Annotated in this window: 25 protein-coding genes and 1 riboswitch; of the genes, 8 read left to right on the top strand and 17 right to left on the bottom strand. The window is 38.8% G+C overall.

Features of this window, described 5'->3' with window-relative positions:
- Positions 1 to 362 precede the first annotated feature (362 nt).
- Positions 363 to 848 (top strand): RNA recognition motif domain-containing protein, encoded by a 486-nt coding sequence (locus PVK70_RS16875; protein ID WP_130045714.1) that lies wholly within the window; start codon positions 363 to 365, stop codon positions 846 to 848.
- Here the strand turns inward: PVK70_RS16875 and murI are convergent.
- From murI to PVK70_RS16860, 3 genes are all read right to left on the bottom strand, one after another.
- Positions 811 to 1,599, bottom strand: coding sequence for a glutamate racemase (gene murI / locus PVK70_RS16870; RefSeq protein ID WP_130049215.1), 789 nt, complete (start codon positions 1,597 to 1,599; stop codon positions 811 to 813). The two genes, PVK70_RS16875 and murI, sit on opposite strands and share 38 nt — an antisense overlap.
- 61 nt (positions 1,600 to 1,660) lie before the next feature.
- Positions 1,661 to 2,332: an ATPase gene (locus PVK70_RS16865; RefSeq protein WP_130049216.1), complete on the bottom strand. Its 672-nt coding sequence runs from the start codon at positions 2,330 to 2,332 to the stop codon at positions 1,661 to 1,663.
- Between the two features lie 58 nt (positions 2,333 to 2,390).
- Positions 2,391 to 4,211 carry a TonB-dependent receptor domain-containing protein gene (locus tag PVK70_RS16860; RefSeq protein WP_130049217.1) on the bottom strand — a complete coding sequence of 607 codons (1,821 nt, stop codon included), beginning with the start codon at positions 4,209 to 4,211 and terminating at the stop codon, positions 2,391 to 2,393.
- A 46-nt stretch (positions 4,212 to 4,257) separates the two neighbouring features.
- Positions 4,258 to 4,481, bottom strand: a riboswitch (cobalamin riboswitch).
- 148 nt (positions 4,482 to 4,629) lie between these two features.
- Here PVK70_RS16860 and trmA point away from each other — a divergent pair.
- Entirely contained in the window at positions 4,630 to 5,736 is a 1,107-nt protein-coding gene (gene trmA / locus PVK70_RS16855; RefSeq protein WP_130049218.1) for a tRNA (uridine(54)-C5)-methyltransferase TrmA, read from the top strand.
- A gap of 56 nt (positions 5,737 to 5,792) precedes the next feature.
- Here the strand turns inward: trmA and PVK70_RS16850 are convergent, their stop codons facing one another.
- Positions 5,793 to 6,167, bottom strand: a complete 375-nt coding sequence (locus PVK70_RS16850; protein WP_130045709.1) for a YijD family membrane protein — start codon at positions 6,165 to 6,167, stop codon at positions 5,793 to 5,795.
- Between the two features lie 52 nt (positions 6,168 to 6,219).
- On the bottom strand, positions 6,220 to 6,897 hold the full coding sequence (fabR, locus tag PVK70_RS16845) for an HTH-type transcriptional repressor FabR (RefSeq protein WP_130045708.1): 678 nt from the start codon (positions 6,895 to 6,897) through the stop codon (positions 6,220 to 6,222).
- A 234-nt stretch (positions 6,898 to 7,131) separates the two neighbouring features.
- On the opposite strand from fabR, the gene sthA reads away from it, so the two are divergent.
- Positions 7,132 to 8,547, top strand: coding sequence for a Si-specific NAD(P)(+) transhydrogenase (gene sthA / locus PVK70_RS16840; RefSeq protein ID WP_130049219.1), 1,416 nt, complete (start codon positions 7,132 to 7,134; stop codon positions 8,545 to 8,547).
- A 90-nt stretch (positions 8,548 to 8,637) separates the two neighbouring features.
- Here the strand turns inward: sthA and dinF are convergent, their stop codons facing one another.
- From dinF to lexA, 3 genes are all read right to left on the bottom strand, one after another.
- Entirely contained in the window at positions 8,638 to 9,966 is a 1,329-nt protein-coding gene (dinF, locus tag PVK70_RS16835) for an MATE family efflux transporter DinF (RefSeq protein WP_130049220.1), read from the bottom strand.
- Between the two features lie 87 nt (positions 9,967 to 10,053).
- Positions 10,054 to 10,848, bottom strand: a complete 795-nt coding sequence (locus PVK70_RS16830) for a class I SAM-dependent methyltransferase (RefSeq protein WP_130049221.1) — start codon at positions 10,846 to 10,848, stop codon at positions 10,054 to 10,056.
- Between the two features lie 143 nt (positions 10,849 to 10,991).
- Positions 10,992 to 11,612 carry a transcriptional repressor LexA gene (gene lexA, locus PVK70_RS16825; RefSeq protein ID WP_130045705.1) on the bottom strand — a complete coding sequence of 207 codons (621 nt, stop codon included), beginning with the start codon at positions 11,610 to 11,612 and terminating at the stop codon, positions 10,992 to 10,994.
- A gap of 240 nt (positions 11,613 to 11,852) precedes the next feature.
- Here lexA and plsB point away from each other — a divergent pair, with 240 nt between their 5' ends.
- Positions 11,853 to 14,276, top strand: coding sequence for a glycerol-3-phosphate 1-O-acyltransferase PlsB (plsB, locus tag PVK70_RS16820; RefSeq protein ID WP_130049222.1), 2,424 nt, complete (start codon positions 11,853 to 11,855; stop codon positions 14,274 to 14,276).
- 86 nt (positions 14,277 to 14,362) lie between these two features.
- On the opposite strand, the gene ubiA is transcribed toward plsB, so the two are convergent.
- Positions 14,363 to 15,220 (bottom strand): 4-hydroxybenzoate octaprenyltransferase, encoded by an 858-nt coding sequence (gene ubiA / locus PVK70_RS16815; RefSeq protein WP_130049223.1) that lies wholly within the window; start codon positions 15,218 to 15,220, stop codon positions 14,363 to 14,365.
- A complete protein-coding gene (locus tag PVK70_RS16810) occupies positions 15,217 to 15,759 on the bottom strand; it encodes a chorismate lyase (RefSeq protein WP_130049224.1) in 543 nt (180 codons plus the stop codon). The genes ubiA and PVK70_RS16810 overlap by 4 nt, the downstream gene beginning before the upstream one ends.
- A gap of 121 nt (positions 15,760 to 15,880) precedes the next feature.
- Here PVK70_RS16810 and PVK70_RS16805 point away from each other — a divergent pair, with 121 nt between their 5' ends.
- Positions 15,881 to 16,291: a flagellar basal body-associated protein FliL gene (locus tag PVK70_RS16805; RefSeq protein ID WP_130049225.1), complete on the top strand. Its 411-nt coding sequence runs from the start codon at positions 15,881 to 15,883 to the stop codon at positions 16,289 to 16,291.
- Positions 16,292 to 16,379: 88 nt separating this feature from the next.
- Here the strand turns inward: PVK70_RS16805 and glpG are convergent, their stop codons facing one another.
- From glpG to ftsY, 6 genes are all read right to left on the bottom strand, one after another.
- Complete coding sequence (glpG, locus tag PVK70_RS16800; protein ID WP_130049226.1) at positions 16,380 to 17,213, bottom strand: rhomboid family intramembrane serine protease GlpG; 834 nt, start codon at positions 17,211 to 17,213, stop codon at positions 16,380 to 16,382.
- A gap of 6 nt (positions 17,214 to 17,219) precedes the next feature.
- On the bottom strand, positions 17,220 to 17,543 hold the full coding sequence (gene glpE, locus PVK70_RS16795; RefSeq protein ID WP_130045699.1) for a thiosulfate sulfurtransferase GlpE: 324 nt from the start codon (positions 17,541 to 17,543) through the stop codon (positions 17,220 to 17,222).
- Positions 17,544 to 17,985: 442 nt separating this feature from the next.
- On the bottom strand, positions 17,986 to 18,846 hold the full coding sequence (rpoH, locus tag PVK70_RS16790) for an RNA polymerase sigma factor RpoH (protein ID WP_130049227.1): 861 nt from the start codon (positions 18,844 to 18,846) through the stop codon (positions 17,986 to 17,988).
- Between the two features lie 237 nt (positions 18,847 to 19,083).
- On the bottom strand, positions 19,084 to 20,037 hold the full coding sequence (gene ftsX, locus PVK70_RS16785) for a permease-like cell division protein FtsX (protein ID WP_130049228.1): 954 nt from the start codon (positions 20,035 to 20,037) through the stop codon (positions 19,084 to 19,086).
- Positions 20,030 to 20,698 (bottom strand): cell division ATP-binding protein FtsE, encoded by a 669-nt coding sequence (gene ftsE, locus PVK70_RS16780; protein WP_130045696.1) that lies wholly within the window; start codon positions 20,696 to 20,698, stop codon positions 20,030 to 20,032. The genes ftsX and ftsE overlap by 8 nt, the downstream gene beginning before the upstream one ends.
- Positions 20,699 to 20,701: 3 nt before the next feature.
- Positions 20,702 to 21,970 (bottom strand): signal recognition particle-docking protein FtsY, encoded by a 1,269-nt coding sequence (gene ftsY / locus PVK70_RS16775; protein ID WP_130045695.1) that lies wholly within the window; start codon positions 21,968 to 21,970, stop codon positions 20,702 to 20,704.
- A gap of 70 nt (positions 21,971 to 22,040) precedes the next feature.
- Between ftsY and rsmD the strand changes: the two genes are divergently transcribed.
- The 3 genes from rsmD (at position 22,041) to PVK70_RS16760 (ending at position 23,642) form a co-directional block, all read left to right on the top strand.
- Positions 22,041 to 22,643 (top strand): 16S rRNA (guanine(966)-N(2))-methyltransferase RsmD, encoded by a 603-nt coding sequence (gene rsmD / locus PVK70_RS16770; protein WP_130045694.1) that lies wholly within the window; start codon positions 22,041 to 22,043, stop codon positions 22,641 to 22,643.
- Positions 22,644 to 22,916 (top strand): DUF1145 domain-containing protein, encoded by a 273-nt coding sequence (locus tag PVK70_RS16765; protein ID WP_130049229.1) that lies wholly within the window; start codon positions 22,644 to 22,646, stop codon positions 22,914 to 22,916.
- A 132-nt stretch (positions 22,917 to 23,048) separates the two neighbouring features.
- On the top strand, positions 23,049 to 23,642 hold the full coding sequence (locus PVK70_RS16760; protein WP_130045692.1) for a YhgN family NAAT transporter: 594 nt from the start codon (positions 23,049 to 23,051) through the stop codon (positions 23,640 to 23,642).
- 238 nt (positions 23,643 to 23,880) lie between these two features.
- Here the strand turns inward: PVK70_RS16760 and PVK70_RS16755 are convergent, their stop codons facing one another.
- Positions 23,881 to 24,123, bottom strand: coding sequence for a YecH family metal-binding protein (locus tag PVK70_RS16755; protein ID WP_130049230.1), 243 nt, complete (start codon positions 24,121 to 24,123; stop codon positions 23,881 to 23,883).
- Between the last annotated feature and the right edge of the window lie 70 nt (positions 24,124 to 24,193).

Here is a 24,193-nt window from a genome sequence, read left to right as displayed (position 1 = left end):
CACTTAGCGTTATCGCTTCGTCGTTTCAGGCTGCGTATAATATCGAGCCAGACAGTTAAGTCAAGCGTTATTTAAAATAATTTTAAACAACTCAAAACTAAATTCTCACTAGATGCTTAACTTCAGCTTTCCCTTGAGAACGGATGCGCATTATAGGGAGGTAGAACACTTACGCAAGTACTTTTTAATAATTCCTTTCTAAGTGATTATTTTCTACACAGATCACTTTTTTTCACACAAAAGGCCTACAAGAAATGAACAATGACTTAATTAATTGGCAATTGATAAATAATATAAGTAGTATCGATGTGATTTTATTGTTAATTCATCATTTTCCATTTATTTACTAGACCTTACTTATCATGAAATCTACTAATTCAAATATTATTATCATTGCTATTGCTGCACTAGGTGCAGGTGCAATTTCTTTATTACCAATCGCTGTATCTCCGGCTTTTGCTTTCGCTTTTGGCGCAGTAATTACAGGTTTTACATTATTAACTATTAATAAGTCTCCAACTAAATCAAGTACCACGATTTCTTCTGATGAAGATCAGAATACAGATCAAGCAAGTACTACCCTTTATGTTGGTAATTTACCTTATCGTGCTAATGAGTCAGACGTAAAAGATCTGTTTGCTGAGTTCGGTGACGTATTTGCAGTTCGTCTGATGAAAGACAAACGAACAGGTAAAAGAAGAGGCTTTGGTTTTGTTGTTGTTGCAAGTAAAGATGCGGATAACGTTATCGAAAACTTAAACAATAACGAATTTGATCAGCGTACGCTAAAAGTTCGTATTGCTAATGATCCTAAAACCTCGGGTAATCCAAATATTGAAGAGAATTAAACCCTAATTCTCGAAATGTTTTATTTAGTGCCTCTTCATTCTTTGTTGGGGCACTACAATAAACTTCTCCTTTTATCATCTCTCTCCTATCCTCTTCGTGTTCTCCTAGTAACTGCTTTACTCTTCTTGCTATCGCTTCACCTGAATCAATAAGTAACACATTACCATTAAGTACTTTTTTTATTTCATTTCTCAAAAATGGAAAATGAGTACAGCCAAGAACAATCGTATCTACCTTATTTTGCCAAGGAGATAAAATATCTTTTAACTCTTTGAGATCAACATCCACCCCAATCATCTTTTCTTCCGCCATTTCTACCAATCTAGTTGAACCTAATAGTTGAACATCAGAAATCGGAGCAAATGACTTAATTAACTCATACGTATAAGTTCGCTTAACCGTTGCCGGAGTAGCAAGAAGCCCTATTTTAGTTGATACAAGAGCTGCAGGCTTTATAGCAGGAACAACACCAACCACTGGAATGGTTAACTTACCTCTAAGTGTTGGTAGCACAATAGTGCTGGCGGTATTACAAGCGATCACCACTATATCTATGGCAAATTTCGTACAAAGCTGAGAAATAATATGTGTTGTTCTTTCTATTAGCACTGATTCAGTAAGTTCACCATATGGAAACGCAGCATTATCAAAAGCATAAATATACTTTGCTAAAGGTAATTGATATTGGATCTCTTTATATACAGATAATCCGCCGATACCTGAATCAAAAATCAAAATATGTTTTGGCATAACTGAAACCACAGACTCTTTAAGTCGATATGAAGATTAGGCCCTAATCATACCGTTAATGCTATTTTTGTAAAACAGAAGCCTGATATCGCAAATAAGTAAATCGCTCTTGTTCATCAACTCTTATATCAGATAACGCTATAGAGCCACGAAAACAAGGTGCCTCAATTACTAACGTATGAAACTCCCCATCTTCTCCGCATGGATCAACTTGCCCTGGTAACTCAGAAAGTAGCTGCATTGTGTATTCTTGGCCACAGAATTGATTATCTAACTGAGTTCCATCCGTTGTAACAAGGATGGTTTTAATTCCACAGCTGATGATCTCTTCTGCTAGCTCACGACTTGATTGTCCTACCAATGGAAAAACACACTCCCAACCGGCGGCTTCTATATAGCTTTTACGGTATTCGACAATGCCATTACAAAACATATCGCCAAAGGCTATTACATCAAACTCAATTCCACATTCCTTTAAACCAGTTACAACTAAACTTTGATATTCATTATTAGCTGGGAATACGGTCGGCAATTCAATAGCGATTAATGGTAAACCTGCTAGATCAGCCTGCATTTGGACAACAGAAATAGGTGTGACTTGAAAAGGTACTTCATTTGCGACATGGGTTGTATATAAAGCAACAACCTCATAATCAGGGTTTTGAAGTAGACGAATAAGAGTGAGTGTGGAGTCTTTACCTGATGACCAACTGATGATGACTTTCTTTTTCATATAAACCTCAGAAAAGAAAAAAACCGCCGATTACAGGCGGTTTAGATGAATATATAGTTTAGAATTTATATGTTGCTGTTCCGTAATAACTACGTTCTTGGGTATTATAACCACCAGCAGTTTCATACTCTTCATTAAACATATTAGCAATTCGAGCACTTACAGAAAAAGAGTCAGTTATAAAATAAGTCCCTGCAAGATCAAAAAGTGAATACGAATCAAGCATATCACCACCTGAATAATTCAAACGCTCATCTTGATAAAGGTAACTTAAATCAAATAAGAAATCGTTAACAATATAAGAGCTATTCCACTTTCCACTTCTTTTAGCTCGTCTAGCTAAAACTTCTCCAGTATCTTCATTTTTAGGGTCCATCCAATCAAAACTGACTTGGTGACTTATTGGCCCCGTCTCAAAGCTTGTAGATAATTCAATTCCTTCAATTGTTGCTTTACCCACATTCTCTTTGATGCTTCCTGATATTAGATTTGTAATATTATTGCGGTAAGCTGCTACTCTAACAAATGCAAAAGTATATGCCCCCTCGATAGCAACTTCATAATTCTCTGATTCTTCCGGTTTTAAATTAGGGTTACCTGAATAACATGTCCCATATGAACAATCTAAAGGAGAGTATAAATCATTAAAAGTCGGAGCCTTAAATGCAGTACCTGAATTTGCAGTTAAACGAATATTCTCAATAACTTCATACCCTGCACCAAATTGCCATGTACTATTATTTCCATAACGCTGATTATCGTCATTTCGAAGACTAGCTTCTACTTGGAGCTTATCTCCCTGGTAAAGTCCTGTAATAAAACCAGCCATATTAGTTCTGGTTGTCTCATCAAAGTTCACCACATCGGTTGAATCTGAAACGTCATCTTTATACCAATCTAGGCCTGCACCAAAAATGATCTTTTCTGTCACCGAATAAAAAGTATTTAAATAAACAGTATCTCGCTTAGTTTCAAAAATCACTTTGTCATAATTATCGTAATACGAGAAATTATCATTATTATCTTGGTTTGTTGCTATAACAAAAGTCGAGTGCCATTTACTTGTTTTATATTCATTACTTAAAGCTAGATTATAATTTTTATAATCTTTGTATGACTTAGCAGGATCATATTCAACACTCCCCTCACTATAATCAAAATTAACTCTACTTAGAAAAGCTTCCGAAAACTGATACATTGCTTCTAATGATATATTCGTATTCTCAAACCCATCATCATCTAAATCTGTTGGGTTACTAGATACAGAGAAACCATCTTCTTTCTCTTGGCTTACAGCTGCCTTGATATATAAGTTTTCATTCACCTTTCGACTTGTTACTGCACCAAGCTGCTTATAGTTATTAGATCCAAGACCACCAGTTACAGAAGTATATTCTTCGGTTGTCGAAGTAATTATATTAATAACCCCCCCAATAGCATCTGCACCATAAACCGCTGTTCTTGGTCCTCGAATATACTCAACTCTCTCTACTCCATTCAATGAAATAAGATTAATCGCAGCATTGCCTGCAGTCGCGCTACCGATTCGAATACCATTCATCAATATAAGAATATGATCCGACTCCGTTCCTCGAACAAATAAGCTTGTTTGTTGTCCATAACCACCGCTTTTTCCAACTTGGATACCAGGCAATCGACGTAGCACTTCATCAAGAGATTTAGCTTGCATCGCTTCAATATCTTCTTTGGTAACCACTTCAACAGGCGCAATGACATCTTTAGCTGACTGCTCAAATCGATTGGCAGTAACAACCATAGTCTCATCAGTTTCAGTTGTGGTGTTTTGAGCAAATACAGGGGAAGTATAGGCGTGAGAAAGCAGCGACACTATTGCAGTCGCAAGGGCAGTTTTTTTCATTTCCGTTGTTTCCTAAAATCGCGTTAAGTCCATATAGCAATACCTTATGTATCGCATATTGCTGGCAGGTCTTCGGACTTGAGAGCAGTTAACCTACAGTACTCACTTCCCATTACTCTTCCCTACAGATAAAGAAAAATAACAGTGTGGATTAATATGTGTACCTTCGTTCTCTCTTACCGCTGCGCGTCAGTTCTGGATTCTCACCAGATTCCCTTTTCAGGCTATTATCGAATATAAAAATAGCGCACCAACATGGCCGAAATAGTAATGGCGTACGCTATACTTGTCTAGGCTTAGCTAATGAGTATTCCCTCTTTTACTCAATTAGTTTCGATCAATCACACACAAATACTGGACAACAGATCTCTATCGCATAAAATCGGCGCTCTTATTTTGAGCAGCGTGAGGCAAGACAATGACCCAACCCGTCATGAACCCAGAAAATTATCAAGTACAATTAGATGAAAAAGCAGAAGCACTGTCTGCAATGTTTTCTGAATTTGACGTTCCTGAATTGGAAGTCTTTTCTTCTCCTGCTGAAAACTACCGTATGCGAGCAGAGTTTCGAGTTTGGCATGAAGATGACGAAATGTATTACGTTATGTTCAACCAAGAAACCAAAGAAAAATACCGTGTCGATTACTTTTTGCCAGCCAGTCGTATCATTAATGATTTAATGCCATTACTGACTGAAGCGGTAAAAGAAAGCAAAATTTTGCGTCATAAGATGTTTCAAGTAGACTTTTTATCCACTCTAAGCGGTGAAATCTTAGTTTCAATGCTTTATCACCGCCAATTAGATGATGCTTGGAAAGAAGAAGCAAAAGCACTAAAACAACGCTTAAATGATGAAGGTTTTAATCTGAATCTTATTGGTCGTGCTCGTAAAATGAAGATTGTACTGGACCAAGAGTTTGTTATTGAAAAACTAAAAGTTAACGACGATATTTTAACTTACAAGCAGGTTGAAAATAGCTTCACCCAACCAAACGGTGTTGTTGCACAAAAAATGCTAGAGTGGGCGGTAGACTGTACTCAAAACAGCCAAGGTGATTTATTAGAACTTTACTGCGGTAATGGTAACTTCTCATTAGCTTTAGCTAAAAACTTTGATCGCGTTTTAGCGACTGAATTAGCAAAACCTTCAGTAGAGTCAGCACAATACAATATTGCAGCAAACAATATTGATAATGTTCAAATCATCCGTATGTCAGCAGAAGACTTTACCGATGCGATGGAAGGTAAACGTGAATTTAGACGCTTAAAAGATCAAAACGTAGATTTAAAAAGCTATAACTGCAATACCATTTTTGTCGATCCACCACGCTCAGGTATGGATGAAGGCACTTGTAAAATGGTTCAGGGTTATGAACGTATTATGTATATCTCTTGCAACCCTGAGACACTAAAAGAAAACTTAGAAATTTTAGGCAAAACACATAACATTACTCGCTTTGCTCTATTTGACCAATTCCCATATACACATCATATGGAAGCGGGTGTTTTCTTAGAACGAAAATAATAAATAGAAAAAAGGCTCAGAACACTACATTCTGAGCCTTTTCTTTTATTAACTAATTAAGCATCTACGGGTTCATCTTTCTTTTTTAAAAAACCCATTTTTACCGCAATCCAAAGTAATAAGCTTAATGCAACAAGAATAGAGAAGAAGTTACCTCCCATTTCTGGGTATTGCGCCTTCACAAAAGCAGAATGACCAAATAAACCGACAAAGAAACAAGCGACAGCAATCAACGAAGTATCTTCACTTTCAGGTTGACGTAAGTATTCTTGGTACAAGCCTTGAGCAGCTAAAACCAATGCTATGATTGGAAAAATTGAAAAAGCCACTTCTGTTACTGTAAATCCAACCCAAACAGCATTCAGAGAAAGACCAGTTATCACTGATAGCACTAATGTTTTTCGTTCATTTCTACTATTTTCATTTGTCATGCTTTATTACCTCTTATAAACATTGATTCACTGCGATCAATGTAACTGTATTCTATTGATCATTTTCTTTACGATACCAATAGGCGCCTTTAGAAAGCATTCGTAACTGAAAAATCAACCTTTCTGATAATTCTTTTCTATGCACAGCATCCAGATCTAATGCCTCAGCACCAGAGCTAAATACTAACGTTACTGAAGCCTCAGACTGCACTAATGCATCTTCACGAGGCACTCCTGTTGTGGCAACTAAATATTCGCTTAGTTCCGCGACAAAATGTTGGATCTCTCTTGCTACTGCGGCACGAAAGGCCGGTGAAGTTCCAGAGCGTTCTCGTAATAACAAACGAAATACGTTGGGGCTACTTTCAATAAACTCCATAAACGTATCAACCGATGTTCGGATCACGCTTCCTTCAACCACAATTCGCTGACGAGCTTGGCGCATTAGTTGGCGTAAAATCAAGCCACCTTCATCAACCAGGGTGAGCCCTAATTCGTCCATATCTTTAAAATGACGATAGAAAGACGTTGGGGCTATTCCTGCTTCTCTTGTTACTTCACGTAAACTTAAGCTCGTAAAGCCTCTTTCAGCACATAGTAGACAAAAAGCTGCATCGATAATGGTTCGACGAGTTCTTTCTTTCTGTTGTGCTCTCACACCTTTTGCCGTTACTGGTCGCTTCACTTCTGATGCTACATTGAGATCATCAGCTTCAAATTCAGGATACATATATTTTACCGTATATTGCACAATTTAATTTAATGGGTATCACAAACTTTTCGCTAGTTCACATTATCGATTTCTATTTATCTATGTAAATAATGAAATCCATAAACCTGTCTATTTCCATAAACAACGTGATCCTCTCCACTCTATCTTACTCACTTGATTTACCAAACGAATGAAAAGGTTAAAATAGTTCACTAGCAATGTTGCGAGATTGATAATAATAAGGCACTAATAATGACTAACTCGACCCCTACACATTCAACCCATTTTGATGCCATTGTAATTGGAAGTGGCCCAGGGGGAGAAGGCGCCGCTATGGGGCTGACAAAAGCAAACCTAAACGTTGCTATTATTGAAAGAGAACCAAGTGTTGGTGGCGGTTGTACTCACTGGGGAACCATACCATCCAAAGCACTGCGTCATGCCGTTAGCCGTATTCTTGAATTTAATTCAAACCCTCTTTATTGTAAGAATAATACCAGTCTTCACTCTACTTTTTCGGATATTTTAGGCCATGCGAAAAGTGTTATTGATAAACAGACGAGAATGCGACAAGGGTTTTACGACCGCAATCAGTGCTCACTTATCTTCGGTGAAGCCAGTTTTGTCGAAAAAAATACCATCGCCGTAACCGCAAAAGACGGCTCTATCGAAACTTATACCGCAGATAAATTCATTATCGCAACGGGTTCACGCCCATACCGCCCGGCAGGAGTTAACTTCAACCACAGCCGAGTCTATGACAGTGATTCCATTTTATCTCTGCAGCATGATCCTAGACATATTATTATTTACGGTGCAGGCGTTATTGGCAGTGAATATGCCTCTATCTTTCGAGGTTTAGGAGTCAAAGTCGACCTGGTTAATACTCGAGACCGCTTACTTTCCTTTTTAGATAACGAAATGTCTGATGCTCTTTCGTATCACTTCTGGAACAGTGGCATTGTTACTCGCAATGATGAAAGCTTTGAAAGCATTGAAGCTAACGATGATGGTATCGTGATGCATCTTGAGTCTGGTAAAAAAATGAAAGCCGATTGCATTCTATTTGCTAATGGCAGAACCGGGAACACGGACAAACTTAATTTATCAGCGGTAGGGCTAGAAGCGGATTCTCGTGGGCAACTCAAAGTAAATGGAAGTTATCAAACTATTGTTGATCATATCTATGCGGTTGGTGACGTCATTGGCTATCCAAGCCTAGCAAGCGCCGCTTATGACCAAGGCCGATTTACTGCCCAAGCAATCACAAAAGGCAAAGCAGAAGCACAACTGATTGATCATATCCCTACAGGTATTTACACCATTCCCGAAATTAGCTCAGTTGGTAAAACGGAACAAGAGTTAACTGCTGCAAAAGTCCCATACGAAGTAGGGAGAGCGTCTTTTAAACATTTAGCTCGCGCTCAAATTGCAGGAATGGATATTGGCAGTCTGAAAATTCTCTTCCATCGTGAAACTAAAGAAATATTAGGAATACATTGCTTTGGTGAGCGTGCCGCTGAGATCATTCATATCGGCCAAGCCATTATGGAACAAAAAGGCGACGCCAATACTATTGAGTACTTTGTAAATACAACATTTAACTATCCAACAATGGCCGAAGCTTATCGTGTTGCTGCTCTTAATGGATTAAATAGACTTTTCTAACCATCATCAGCAGCACAGAACGAAAATGGGATAAGCCTTAACTTACCCCATTTTCTATTTAACTATCAATACAATAAACTATTTGGCCTATCATAGGAAAATTGCTTTTCTCCATTGTATAAAAAAGGTAATTGCTAAGCTGATACCACGCATAGCCATAAAAGATAACATCGCAGCCCACAATGCATGGTTACCGTAATCTTGCATTAACCACCACATAGTAAAAAAGGTTAACATCGCAATAAACATGGAATTTCTCATCTCAGAACCTTTAGTTGCTCCAACAAAAATCCCATCCAATAAGAAACACCACATCGACACTAATGGCATAGCAACAAGCCAAGGAAGGTAAATAAGCGCCGTTTGTTGTACCGTTCCAATAGAAGAAATCATTGAAATTAATTGATAACCTCCAAGCCCAAAGGCTAAGCTAAGTATCAAACTAATAATGAAACTCCAAAAAGTCGTGCCGATTAAAGAATCAGATAACTGAGATTTACTCTTCGCTCCGATGGCTTTTCCTACCATGGCTTCCATTGCATAAGCAAAACCGTCCATACCATATGAAATCATCATCAAAAAGCTCATCAATACCGCATTAGCTGCCACAATATCAACACCAAGCGATGCCCCTTGAAACGTCATAAAAGTAAAGCACGCTTGTAGGCATAATGAGCGTAAGAAAATATCTCGATTCAATTTAAATAAACGCTTAAAACCAGAAAGAAGATCTGCAATTGGCATAATGAAACGAGGTAACGCTAATTTTTTACTTTGCTTAAAGACAAAGAACAAGCCTATTACCAAAGCCGAATAGTCCGCAATGACCGAGGCAAATGCAGCCCCCTCTACTTTCCAATCAAAGCCAACCACAAATAATAAATCAAGTACGATATTTATAACGTTAGTAATGATCACAAGCCACATAGGGTAACGAGCGTTTTGCGTTCCTAGTAACCAGCCCATGATAACCAAATTACTCAACGCTGCCGGGGCACTCCATATACGGATAGAGAAATACTGCTCGGCATACAACTTAACTTCAGGTGCTGCGTCACTAAAAGAAAAAATAGCGTAAGAAAGAGGTTGATGAAAAAGAAGAAGAATAAAAGAAAAACAGAGCGCTAAAAAAATACCCTGAGAAAATGTTTGGCTCAGTAACATTTTATTTTCAGCGCCATACGCCTGTGCAGATAAACCAGTGGTTGCCATGCGTAAAAAACCCAACAACCAAAACGTCACGCTGATCATGGTGCCGCCTACTGCAACCCCTCCTAAATACCATGCGTGTTCGAGATGGCCAATGACAGCAGCATCAATTAACCCTAATAACGGAATAGTGATATTTGAAAGCACCATAGGAATAGCTAACGCTAATACCTGTCGGTGTAGAGAAAGGTTTTTTAGTGCCTGTAGCATAAGCTCTACCAAGATTGAAAAGTAATCGTATTATTACTTACTTCTTTTTGAACCTAAACCTTTGCTACTTTAATTTGTTTCACACATTCACCAATTCATATGAATTAGCAATGGCGTTACTCTGTGCTTAAAAAGTGGAAATTTAGACAACCAGCGCTGCCATACTTTCCATCGTGTACAATCATGCTCAAGAGGCGATGTCACAGATAATTTTTCTATCCACGGTAGCCACCCCGTAAAATGTTGCTTTGGTTGATATAAACCATGTTGATATTCAATACTGCCGAGCTTTTTGCCTATCATGGTATTACAGCGATCCCCCGCCACCACAAACAACGCCTCTGCATGATGAAAACGACGACCCAATAACTGGACAAATTTCGCTAACTGTTTTTCATTACATTCTAATAATGCATGCTCACAGACAATCATGACTGGTACATCGTGTGGCACGGGAAGGTTATCTACCCAGCTTTCTTCTGTTGCAGAGCCGCAGCGCAAATAATAACGCTCATTGGTATGAAACAGCTTTTGTCGCCAGAGAAGATTTTCATTGATATCAAGTTCCAGCCAATGACACCGACCGTTATCTAATCGATAAAAACGCGTATCTAGACCAGCACCGACATTCACCACCCACCCCGATGGATTAGATTTTAGAAATCGAGAAACGTATTGATCACATTGAACGGTAAGAGTGGCATGGAGTAATTGCTTTTGATCGATATCTCCAGAGAGACAGTCAGAAGAGAGGTGACAATGTCGACATGCAGCAGCTGCAATAGGATCGTAAATTAATCCGTTATCGATCATACTTTCACGGCTTCTTAACCACAGAGGTTGCAGTAGGCGAGAAGGAATTTTATGGCCGAGCTGTGTCATTATCATCTCCTATGAAAGAAACTAGATGATAATAACTATCATTACCACTTGTAAAGTTCTATTTCAGAAAAACAAGCGATAATGACAATTTAATAATATTCATTCCTAAGATTATCTAAATGAATAGTAATTATACGTAAGTATTACATCCAAGTTGTACTGCGGATAACACCAACAGCAAGACCTTCAATACTTAAACTCTGTGATGTTAAATCTACTTCAATTGGAGCAAATTCTTCATTTTCTGCATGAAGGAAAACCATGGACCCTTTACGCTCTAAACGTTTAACGGTTACGTCATCATCCACTCGTGCGACAACCACTTGTCCATCACGAACATCTTGCGTCTTATGAACCGCTAGCAAATCGCCATCCATAATTCCGATGTCTTTCATGCTCTCCCCATTCACTCGCAATAGAAAATCAGCTTGTGGTTTAAACATGCCAGGATCAACCTGATAGTGACTCTCTACATGCTCTTGAGCAAGAATTGGCTCTCCTGCTGCCACTTGACCAATTAAAGGAACACCAAGCTCTTCATTCTCTGCATCTTGTAAAAGAATTCGAATACCTCGAGAAGCGCCAGGAATAATCTCGATAACCTGTTTACGAGCAAGGGCTTTTAAGTGCTCTTCTGCCGCATTCGCTGAACGAAATCCCAACTCACGAGCGATCTCTGCTCGTGTCGGTGGCATGCCAGTATCATCAATTTTTGCTTTGATTAACTCAAAGACTTCTTGCTGTCTTGCCGTTAGCGGCTTCATAAATCACCTGTCTGTTTATACAGTTAACTGTGAGTATATACAGCTGTGCTATGCTTTGAAAGACCTATTGATTAAAAAGGCGGCAAAATTAACGACTTTTATGTCATATTACTCGTACTATTGTGGATAATCTGTTCATTTCTATTAAAAGGTTTGACCAGTTCTGCTATTCTTGCCGTGAAATTGTAAGCAACTATATAAACCGACCGATCGGTACATAACTAAGGCGTTATTGTCATTATGTCTACAGGACACACTATTTATCACTCTTTGCTAAAATTGCCATTATCAGTAATGGTGAAGAGTACTTCGATTCCATCGAACCCAATTGAAGACCTTAAGATCGATCTTGAGCGTCCAATCATCTATGCCCTGCCATTTCGCTCGCATGTTGATTTACTGACATTACAAAAAAGTGCATTAGAACTAGGGCTACCAGACCCTCTTTCTCCGATCACAATTGATGATGTGGAATACCCACGCTACGTGTTCACATCTATCGGACCTAAAATGTTCGATACTGATGACGACCTACCACAAGAGTCTCTAGATCTATTTAAAATAGTTCTAAAGCATCACGAAGAAAACAAAGACGCAGACTTCCAACTGATCCCAACCTCTATTTTATGGGGAAGAAGACCAGGAAAAGAAGGAACGAGTAAACCTCATCTGATGCCTCTGAATGGCCCTCAAAAATTTGTAACCTTAATTAAATCAGGGCGTGATTCAACCGTTCGTATCAGCCCAGTGGTGTCTTTACGCTATATGGCAGATAACCACGGTGCAGATGAAGCAATTGCTCATAAACTGGCACGAGTGGCTAAGATTCACTTCTCTCGTCAAAAATTGGCGGCCTCTGGTCCTAACCTACCTAATCGCCAAGCGCTATTTAATCGTTTATTAAAATCACAAGCGATTGAAAAGGTCATTCTTGAAGAAGCTAAAACGCGTAACGTCGATATAGAAAAAGTGCGTAAAGAAGCCATGAACATCATGGAAGAGATCGCAACAAACTTCTCTTACTCACTGATAAAAAACGGTAACCGTATTCTTAAATGGCTATGGAATCGTTTATATCAAGGTTTAAACATTAATAACGCGTCTACTGTGCGTAAGCTAGCACAAGAAGGCCATGAAATTGTGTACGTTCCTTGTCACCGTAGCCACATGGATTACTTGTTGCTTTCCTATGTGCTTTATCATGAAGGGTTAGTACCACCACATATTGCAGCTGGCATTAACTTAAATTTCTTCCCTGCGGGTCCTATCTTCCGTCGTGGCGGAGCTTTCTTTATTCGTCGTAGTTTTAAAGGTAATCGTCTTTACTCAACTATCTTCCGTGAATACTTAGCAGAACTTTTTGCAAAAGGTTATTCAGTTGAGTATTTCAGTGAAGGTGGACGCTCACGTACTGGCCGTTTATTGGAAGCAAAAACCGGAATGTTAGCAATGACCGTTCAAGCTATGCTGCGAGGGTTAAACCGCCCAGTAACGCTTGTGCCAGTCTATATTGGCTATGAACACGTAATGGAAGTCACCACTTACGCTAAAGAGCTGCAAGGTAAGCGTAAAGAAAAAGAAAATGCAGGACAGGTATTACGTACGCTACGTAAACTGCGTAATTTCGGTAAAGGATACGTCAACTTTGGTGAGCCTATTTCACTAAACCATTATTTAAATGAACACGCACCAAATTGGTCTGAATCAATTAACCCGATTGAGCCACAAAGACCAGAGTGGATGGTTCCCGTGGTGAATGGCATTGCCAATAAGATGATGACACATATTAATGATGCGGCGGCTGCCAATGCATTAACGCTATGTGCAACAGCATTACTTGCAGCTCGTCAGCGCGCATTAAGTAAAGAAGATCTAACTGAGCAGTTAGATTGTTACTTACAGCTGCTACGAAACATTCCTTACTCAAGCACTGCCACCGTACCAATGGAAAGTGCTGAAGAGCTGTTAGAACATGCGATTGCTCTTGATAAGTTCGTTATTGAAAAAGACACACTCGGTGAAATTGTTTCATTAGACAGAAACCAGTCAATTCTAATGACGTACTACCGTAATAACATTATTCACCTATTTGCATTACCATCATTAATTGCAAAATTAGTTGTGCAGTCTCGTTCAATTTCTGTTGATGGTATCCAACAACAGATTCAAAAGATCTACCCATTCCTTAAAGCTGAGTTATTTTTGCATTATGGCGACGAAGGTTTGAGCGATGTGGTTAACCAACATATTGATGAATTAATTCGTCAAAAGTTAATCGTACTCGAAAATGGGCTTTTACAACTTAACCCAACCAATATTCGTAAACTTCACTTATTGGCTCATACTATTTCAGAAACACTACAACGCTATGCAATTGCTCTTACGCATTTACAAGCATCGCCTGAATTAGATAAGAGTGAATTAGAAGAGCAAAGCCAAATAATGGCTCAACGTTTAAGCCGTCTGCATGGAATTAATGCCCCAGAGTTCTTCGATAAAGGGGTTTTTGGTATCTTGTTTAATAGTTTAAAAACCGAAGGTTATTTAGACAGCGATGGAAATGCAGTACTTGAAAAAGTTACGCCTTTTGCTCATGACATCTCAAAACTATTAACACCAGAGATAAAACTCACTATCCAAGCGGTAATGAACAAAGAAGATTAATTTTCTTTAAGATACAAAAAAAGCCAGTATGAGATTTCTTATTGAAAGTATCATACTGGCTTTTCTTTTATCAGTAAGTCGAAAACTTAAATTAACACGCTCATGCTAATCGCAATAAAGACTAAACCACCGACATAATTATTATTTAAAAAGGCTTTAAAACATGCTTCTCTTTCGCGACCTTTAATCAACCATTGCTGATAAACAAAAAATCCTGCTGCAGCTAACACTCCCCAATAGTACACACTCGAAAGAGCTAACTGAGAACCAAGAATAATCAATAACGTCAGTACACTTAACTGCAGTAGGCCTATGATGAGCTTATCGAAACGACCAAACAAAATCGCCGTTGATTTAATGCCAATCTTTAAATCATCATCTCTATCTACCATTGCATATTGCGTATCGTAGGCAATTGTCCATAGCGCGTTAATCACAAATAACAACCACGCTTCAGGTGGCACTTGATTTGATTCTGCCGCATACGCCATTGGGATAGCCCAGCTAAATGCTAAACCTAGTACAAATTGAGGTAAATAGGTAACACGTTTCATGAATGGGTAAGCGATGGCAAGCACTATCCCTATTCCTGATAGCAGGATCGTTAACGTATTCATGGTTAACACTAATAAAAATGAACACACCACCAAAACAGCAAATAACGTAAGTGCCTCTTTAGAAGAAACAAGTCCAGAAGGTAACGGACGATTAGCGGTACGCTTTACATGACCATCGACTTTACGATCAGCAAAGTCATTAATCACACAACCCGCAGAACGCATAAATAAAACACCGAGTACAAATACAACCAGAACATGCCAATCAGGGAGTCCATCCGCGGCTAAAAACAGTGCCCACAATGTTGGCCATAAAAGCAACAACGAACCGATAGGTCGATTCATTCGAGTTAATTGCCAAAACGCCTGTGCTTTTGACATGGTCATGATTCCATTTCCTTTGAGTAAATAGGTGCATTTGGTAAAAACAACTCTGCAACCAACATTGGTTTTTCATTCATCCATAAACGAGAACGACGAGCAAATAACTCCCCTTTATCCGTCATGACTTTTGCGACTTGTAGCTTGTCCCTATGGACACTCTTAGCGCTAAAGACCGTAATACCTAATGGTACATGACCTTGACGTGTTAAGTCGTGTGGTTGGTCTTGAAGCGATGATAATGGGATTAACGTGCGACCATACACCCAGGAAGTCTGATCGCCCTTTAAGATCACCTTTCTTCGCAGACAAACCTCTTTGCTAAGAAGGTTAGTTTCTTCTTCGGTTAATGAACTCGGATTAATATGAGTATTATCTAAAACCGATACAGACAGCACTTGGCAATGCTGCTCTAAACGGCGAGATAATGAGTCCAGCCCAAGCAACCAATATTGCTGCCATTCGTTACGACACTTAAAGCTATCGGCTTCTTGCCACTGCACTTTTTTCAGTACAGAAGCACACCAAGAATTGATATCTGACATATTCTCTATAAGATCTCTCACATATATCGATTATATTGAGAGATAACGGTTAATTTTTTCTCACAACTGCCGACTATTGTAACAAGTAATAAAATAAATTGACTGACGAATGGATTAGAAAATGACAAAGAAATCATTATTTGCAGGGTTACTGCTAATAATTAGCCAACTTTTTGCCCCTGCAGCTTTTGCAGAAGACGGTGTTGCCCCACAAATGGGCTACTTTACACTAGCACCAGACCTAACAACCAACTTTGTTACCCAAGGGAAAAGGCTCGGTTATATCCAGATCCGAGTTGATATCCTAGTGGCTGACAATCGAGAACTGCCTAACTTAGAGCATCACAATCCACAAATTAGAAATGCCTTAGTTGAGGTTCTAGGTCAACAACCAGAGCAACGAATTAAATCATTGGCTGGTAGGGAAGAAATTAGAAAAGAATGCTTAACGGCAATCAATGAACTTTTACTGGCCGAGACAGGAAAAACGCTCGCGGTAGATTTACTGTTTACTAAATATATTTATCAGTAACAGCGATACTATCGTAATCTTTATATCAAAATAAAAATGAACAAGGCACCAAGTGTCTTGCTCATTTCTTTATTCTCTTTATTTCTTTCTATGCGTTTTTCAGCTTACTGTCTATTGCGGCTATCACACAGCCAGTAACCAAGCCAGCAAGGTGCGCCGTATTCGCAATGGCCATAAAAGGTTGAGCATAACCTAGAATTATCCATGCCAACATAAAGCCAACAATCGGTTTAGAGACAGAAATCCCTCTCTCTGGAGCTAACCAACCAATAAACCAAGAATAGCCTAGCAATGCGTATACTACGCCTGATAACCCACCAAAGTTTGCCCCTTCTATCCAATACTGCCCTAATCCTGAAAATAAGGCGGAGAATAAAAACAGTTGAACTAACTTGGCTCGCCCCAAACGTAATTCAATGTCTCCACCCAACTGCCACCACCACAGTAAATTAAAGATGATATGCATTGCAGAGAAATGCAGTAATGCATGAGAAAACCAGCGCCATACTTCCATGCTTTGCTCCTGACTTGCAGGAAAATGCAGCGCTTGAAAAATCGAATTATTCCAACCTAGCTGCTGCAGTGCAAAAATAACAATACAAACCGCCATGATGAATAAAGTAAAGAATCCCGCTTTTGCTTTAATCATCTTCATGAGATCTGGCGAACCATAAGCAAACTTTGCTGTTCGTGTATCAGCCATATCCCAAGAGGCAGACTGATATTTCGTATTGTTAGGATCACTTAAAAAAGCCTGAAGTTCCGACTCAACTTCCAGTAGATAAGCATCATCAGATACCACCCATAACGCAAACTGACCATCTCCTTCTGGCATCATACGAATATCGATATGCCTTGATGCCATATAATCAATAAACGCCTGCCCTGCTCTTGGATTGGATAATGCGATTAATCTCTGCATATAATTTTATTTCTCCACAGGTAACCCTGCTTTATGCCAGCCTTCAAAACCACCATCAACACTATAAACCTCATCATAACCTTGGTTTAGTAAGTATTGAGCAGCACCTTGACTGCTGTGTCCGTGATAACACATCACTAATACTGGTTGTTCAAAATCCACTGTATTCATTAACTCAACAATTGTGTCATTAGTTAAATGAAATGCGCCATCGACGTGCGAGCGGGAAAAAGATTGGGGATCTCGAATATCGACGATCACCGCATTAAGATCTTTATTTTGTAGTTTATGTTGAGCATCGACTACTGAGATATGTTGAAACTGTTCCATTTTGACTTCCACTCTCTATTTTTTCTTTATTGTACCTCTGATTAACCACAAGAAAAACACAGAGTACGTAAGGATAAAAACAACTTATACACAAAGTTATTATCCACATATTTTTATGACCAAACAAAAGCTGCTCACTTTTCGCTCACCTGTGGAAAACCTTGTGGATTGCGTTGATAAAGTGGTTTAAATAAAATAGATCCACTACATGTAGTAAGGATCCTTTTTAATGTGTGGATAGTAGTTCTTATCTTAATCCTTTATTTTATCTCGCTTTCTAAACCATATTGCAAGATCTAAACAGCTAACTCCCTAGTTATACACAAGATAAATAATCAGCTTAAACTATAAAAACAGCTCAAACTCACAGGGATTAAAAACAAAAAAGGCTGATCCCCAAAGAGATCAGCCTTCTATTTGATTCTTATTCTATGCTTATTAACTAAAGAACATCACCAACCGCGTCTTTTAGTTTTTTCATCGCATTTTTTTCAAGTTGACGGATACGTTCAGCAGAAACTTGGTAAGTATCAGCCAATTCTTGTAATGTCACTTTCTCATCAGCTAACCAACGAGATTGCACGATATGTTGACTGCGATCGTCTAATGTTGCAATGGCATTTGCTAAACGATTATTGGTGTAATCTTCCCAATTATCTTCTTCTAAAGAATAAGCCACGTCAGATTGTTTATCTTCTAAGTAATAAACAGGTGCCGTGAAAGCCATATCACGGTCATCATCTTCTGCTGGTGCCTCAAACGTTGAATCTTGCGCTGCAAGTCGAGACTCCATTTCTCTCACTTCAGAAGGAGATACTCCAAGATCTTTTGCAACCGCTTCAACTTCACCGTTATTAAACCAGCCAAGGCGTTTTTTATTCTTTCTTAAGTTAAAAAACAGTTTACGCTGCGCTTTAGTCGTTGCTACTTTCACAATACGCCAGTTTCTTAGTACGTATTCATGAATTTCAGCTTTAATCCAATGCACTGCAAAGGAAACCAAACGAACACCCACTTCAGGGTTGAAACGTTTTACTGCTTTCATAAGACCGACATTACCTTCTTGGATAAGATCCGCTAAAGGCAAGCCATAACCAGAATAACCACGAGCAACATGCACGACGAAACGAAGATGAGATAAAATAAGCTCTTTCGCTGCTTCTATTTCTTCTTTGTAGTGTAAACGCTCGGCCAGTTCACGCTCTTCTGTCACTGTTAGCATCGGATAACTATTAACAGAACGCAGATAACTATCAATGCTATCTTGTGAAACGGCTGCCATTGAATACATCTCTTTCGACATTCAAATCCCCATTTATTTCTTGGTATTACTTAACTTAACCTTGCAATAATGTACTTAAAATAAGCAGACTGCAAGTGAAAGGCGGAGAATTATCCACACTTTATGGACTCACTTCTGTTAACTAAGTTCACTTTTTAACAAAAAAAACACAAAAAAACCGCTAATTCAAAGAATTAACGGTTTCGTAAGATCGTGATCAGATAAATGATCGTTCTAGGCTATTTCTGCATATAAACGCTATACCGGCTCAATTTCTTTTAAATGACGTAATACTGAAATACGCGCAGCAAATAAACCTAAAAAGGACGATAACATCAGTAATAACAAACTTTCATCCCATGTCAGTCCAACTAATCTAAATACACTTTCATATAATACCGCAACATTATCTACGGCCCCATTCAGCGTAACGGTAATGATGGCAGTAAATAACCAAGCAATAAATCCACCCAATAATCCAAACCACATACCCGTATATAAATATGGACGTAAGATAAAAGTATTGGTAGCACCAACCAATTTCATTACTTGGATTTCATCTTTCTGCTCTAGCACATTAAAACGTAGCGTATTACCCACAATCAAGAAAACAGCGACAAACATAAGGATAGCGAGTGTTGTTGCAACGACTACAGCGACATGCTTAATCGCCTCTAATCGAACTAGCCAATCATCATCTAAACGTACTTCATTCACATACGACTGTTGCTTAAGGCGATTCACCAATTGATTTACTTTATCCTTATCTTGCCAATCACTCTTAGGAGAGACAATTAACACTGCAGGAAGCGGATTGCTATCAAGTAAAGTAAGTGCTTGCTCGAAGCCAGATTGCTCACTGAGTTCTTTTAATCCCTCTTGTGGAGAGATATAGTTAACCGCCTCAACTTCTTTCCAGCCTTCAAGTTCACTTTTTAAATCTTGAACTTTAGACTCAGCAACTTCTTGTTGTAGGTACAAACTGATTTGTGAAGGCGCTTGCCATTTAGAAGCGACTATCGTTAAGTTTTTACCGACTAAATACATGCTGGATGGTAACGTCAATGACATTGCTATCACAGCAAGCGTTAATAAATTACCTAAAGGGCGACGTAATAACTCTTGAAAAGAAAGTTTAGCTTGTTTTTTATGTGTCGCCCAAAAACCATCATTAGATGCTCCTTGGGTGTTTTTAGGTTTATGTTTAGCCATGATCTGCTACCTCACGCAAACAACCTTGATGTAAATCGAAGCGACGATATTTATTACCACCAATAAGAGATAAATCGTGAGATGCCATTAATACGCTGACACCAACACGGTTAAACTCTGCAAACAAGTTAAATACTTGACGAGACAACTGAGGATCTAAATTACCTGTTGGCTCATCGGCCAAAAGTAGCATTGGTTTATTTACCACGGCTCTAGCGATACCTACGCGTTGCTGCTCACCACCCGACAATTGCATCGGGTAACTTTTGGCTTTATCTAACAGGCCTGTTTTATCCAACGCTGCAGAAACTCGGCGTTTAATGTCATTTTCACGCACTGACTCCACGCGCATTGGTAATGCTACGTTGTCAAAGATCGTTCTATTCATCAATAATTTATGGTCTTGGAATACAATACCAATATTACGACGTAAAAAAGGAATGTCTTGATTTGAAATTTTAGTAATGTCATGGCCATTAAATAAAATTTTGCCATCACTTGGACGCTCAATAGCACAGATCAATTTCAGCAAGGTACTTTTACCCGCACCAGAATGACCACTTAAAAAAGCCATTTCACCTCGATTAAGATGAAAGTTTACTTTTTGTAATGCTGGACGACCGCCACGGTAGGCTTTCGACACTTGCTGAAATCGAATCACGCGTTATTCCTCACGACTAAATAATGCATCAATAAAATCTTGCGCCACAAATGGACGTAAATCATCAATTCCTTCACCAACACCGATATAACGAATTGGAATTTGAAATTGGTCGGCAATAGAGAAGATAACCCCACCTTTTGCTGTGCCATCTAATTTCGTCAATGTAATCCCCGTTACTGGAGCAACATCACTGAATAGTTTTGCTTGGCTAATGGCATTTTGTCCAGTACCGGCATCAAGCGTTAACATCACTTCATGTGGTGCCGTTGGGTCTATCTTCTGCATTACTCTCACAATTTTACGCAATTCTTCCATTAAATTGCTCTTATTTTGGAGACGGCCTGCAGTATCAGCAATCACCACATCCACCTTACGTGCTTTTGCTGCTTCAATCGCATCATAAATCACTGACGCACTATCCGCTCCAGTGTGTTGTGCGATTACAGGCACATCGTTACGTTGGCCCCATACTTGAAGTTGTTCAACCGCCGCAGCACGGAACGTATCACCAGCGGCTAAAATCACTGACTTACCTTCACTTTGGAACTGTTTTGCTAACTTACCAATGGTCGTTGTTTTACCAACACCATTTACACCCACCATTAAAATAACGTGTGGCATATTTTTCTCATTAATTTCTAACGGTTGTTCCACTTTCGCTAGAATTTCTGACATTTCTTCTTTTAATAAGCCATATAGCGCTTCACCATCTTTCAGGTCTCGCTTACTGGCTTTCTCAGTTAAACTGTCAATGATCTTAACTGTTGTATCCATTCCTACATCAGCAATCAGTAGCTGTTCTTCTAACTCTTCAAACAGCTCTTCATCTATTTTTTTACCGCTGAATAACCCAAAGAAACCCGCACCAATATTCTCTTTTGTACGTTGTAAGCTACGCTTTAAACGAGCAAAGAAACTTTCTGTTGGTTTTTCTTGAACTTCCTCCACGGTCACTTCAACTGCAGGCTCTGGATTTACCAGCTCCATTTCTGTAATTAGTGACTCTGTTGCACTCTTTTCGCTTTCTTCAACTGAAGCTTTATTTTCTTCTTTATTTTCTTCAACTGAAAGCGCTTCAGTCTCTTTAGACTGTTCAAGTTGTGCGTCTTCCACTACACTCTCAACAATACTGTCTTCTTGAGACGGTGTTTGAGATAAAGTATCAGTGCCTTCTTCTGCTGATTGTTGCTCTACTGTTGGTTGTTCGGCTTTTTCTTCATCACCAAAACCTAACCAAGACAATAATCCGCGTTTCTTTTTGCCTGTCATTGGGAAATCCTAGAATTAAATTGGTACAATTTTCTCGTATACTATCACTTTCTGAGCGGTCACAATATCTATGCTTAAACGTAAACAACACTCATCTCGCACTTCTGGCACAAATGGTCGCTCTGGAAGCATTCGTATTATCAGCGGACGCTGGCGTGGACGCAAACTTCCTGTGCATGATGCTGAAGGATTAAGACCAACAACAGACCGAATAAAAGAGACGGTTTTTAATTGGTTAGCGCCAGATATTCCTCGCGCTCGTTGTTTAGACCTATTTTCTGGCAGTGGCGGTTTAGGCTTTGAAGCGGCTTCTCGTGGTGCAGAAGCTGTCGTCATGCTTGAACTAAATAAACAAGCTTACTCCCAATTAAAACAAAACGCGGAAAGTTTGAAAGCCGATAATATCGAGATTCATCATACCGATGCTCTCACTTTTTTAGATAAAACGGCAACCCCCTTTGATGTGGTTTTTATCGATCCTCCTTTTAGAAAAGATTTATTAGAAACAACGTTAACAAAATTAGAAAATAATGGATGGTTAGCGAAAAACGCCATGATATATATTGAAGCAGAAAAAGAACTCAGTGCCTTGCCGGTTCCTGCTCATTGGCATTTACATCGTGATAAAACCGCAGGGCAAGTTACCTTTAAATTGTATGAGAGAGAAGAATAGATGAAAGGATTGATCATTCTAGCCAAAATCGCTATTGGGTTTGTTTGGCTAATGCTATTACTTAACTTATTTATGCCCTTTCCAGGAACTGGAGCGATTGCGCTTTATATTCTGACTGCGTTTTTATTTATAATGCACGGATTACAAATGCTAATTTTCATTGGCGCATTTGGGGATAAAATATCAATGAGTCGATGGGAGAAGTGGTCCATTCTTATCTTTGGTGTTTTTGCCTTACTGGATATCAGAAAAAAACACATGATGGATAAATAATTTATCATTCATTAAAGGAGCACATGTTGCTCCTTTTTTACGCATTAATGTCACGCTTCTCCCCCATCTCAAATAAATATATATGTTATGATCTTACCCTACTTTTTATGATTTAAATTTTGGTACTCATTTATGGAAACTCTTTCCGCAGCCGTCATGCTTTTTCTGATCATGGATCCAATGGGTAACTTACCTGTCTTTACCTCTATTCTTAAACACGTAGAAAAGAAAAGAAGACGTATTATTTTAATTCGAGAGCTTCTTATTGCTCTTGCGATCATGATGTCTTTTCTCTACATGGGAGAGCAGATCTTAAATTTTCTAAGCTTAAAAAAAGAAGCAGTATCTATCTCTGGAGCGATTATTTTATTCTTAATCGGTTTAAAAATGATCTTTCCACCAGAGGGAGGGTTAGGCGCTAGCTTAGGGGCGGGGGATGAACCACTAATTGTGCCATTAGCCATTCCTATGATTGCAGGGCCATCAATTCTAGCCACATTATTATTACTTGCTCATCAAGAACCTGATCGAATGCTTGATTGGAGCTTGGCATTATTAGGCGCTTGGTCCTTAACTACCGTTATTTTAATGTTCTCAGAGCTATTCCAACGTATCGTCGGCGAAAAAGGCCTAGCTGCCATTGAAAGACTAATGGGAATGCTATTACTGATGATTTCAGTACAAATGTTCTTAGATGGCATTACAAGCTATTTTACTCATATCTAGAGACGCTATTTACTTATAAAAAAGGTCGCATTTATATGCGACCTTTTTTTATCAATATACATTTGTTTTTATACCATTCTGGATAAGTCTTTGTTCAGATAATTGCGTAGGAAAAATCGATTAGAACAAGGCATAAATTACAGTAACTAGTGGATCTAATTACAAAATTTATAACGCAGATATAATCGATTTTAACAAGCAAGAATGATCAAATACTTATGTAGATTGGTATTATACACTAATGATTACAGATACGTTCTGGATTTGCCGTTAACCCAGAATCCAACTCTACAACTTTCTTTTTAGATAAAAGAAAATCAAGCAACTCAGTTAATGTTAGTCCTTGCTGACTGCACGTATGAAAACACACCTCACTACCAAACTCACTTTCAATCATCCCCTCTAACTGCAAACGAGAAAGCGGTTTTTCCGCACTCAATAAGAGGTTTAGTACTGTATGACCGTGAATATCTTGTTTCATGATTAACCTTAATACGTTAGATACAAATAATAGAATAGCAAAAACAGAAAAAGACTACCATTTACCCAGG

This window comes from Aliivibrio sp. A6, assembly GCF_028765505.1.
Lineage (GTDB): Bacteria > Pseudomonadota > Gammaproteobacteria > Enterobacterales > Vibrionaceae > Aliivibrio > Aliivibrio finisterrensis_A.
This window is presented reverse-complemented; position numbering and strand designations above follow the sequence as displayed.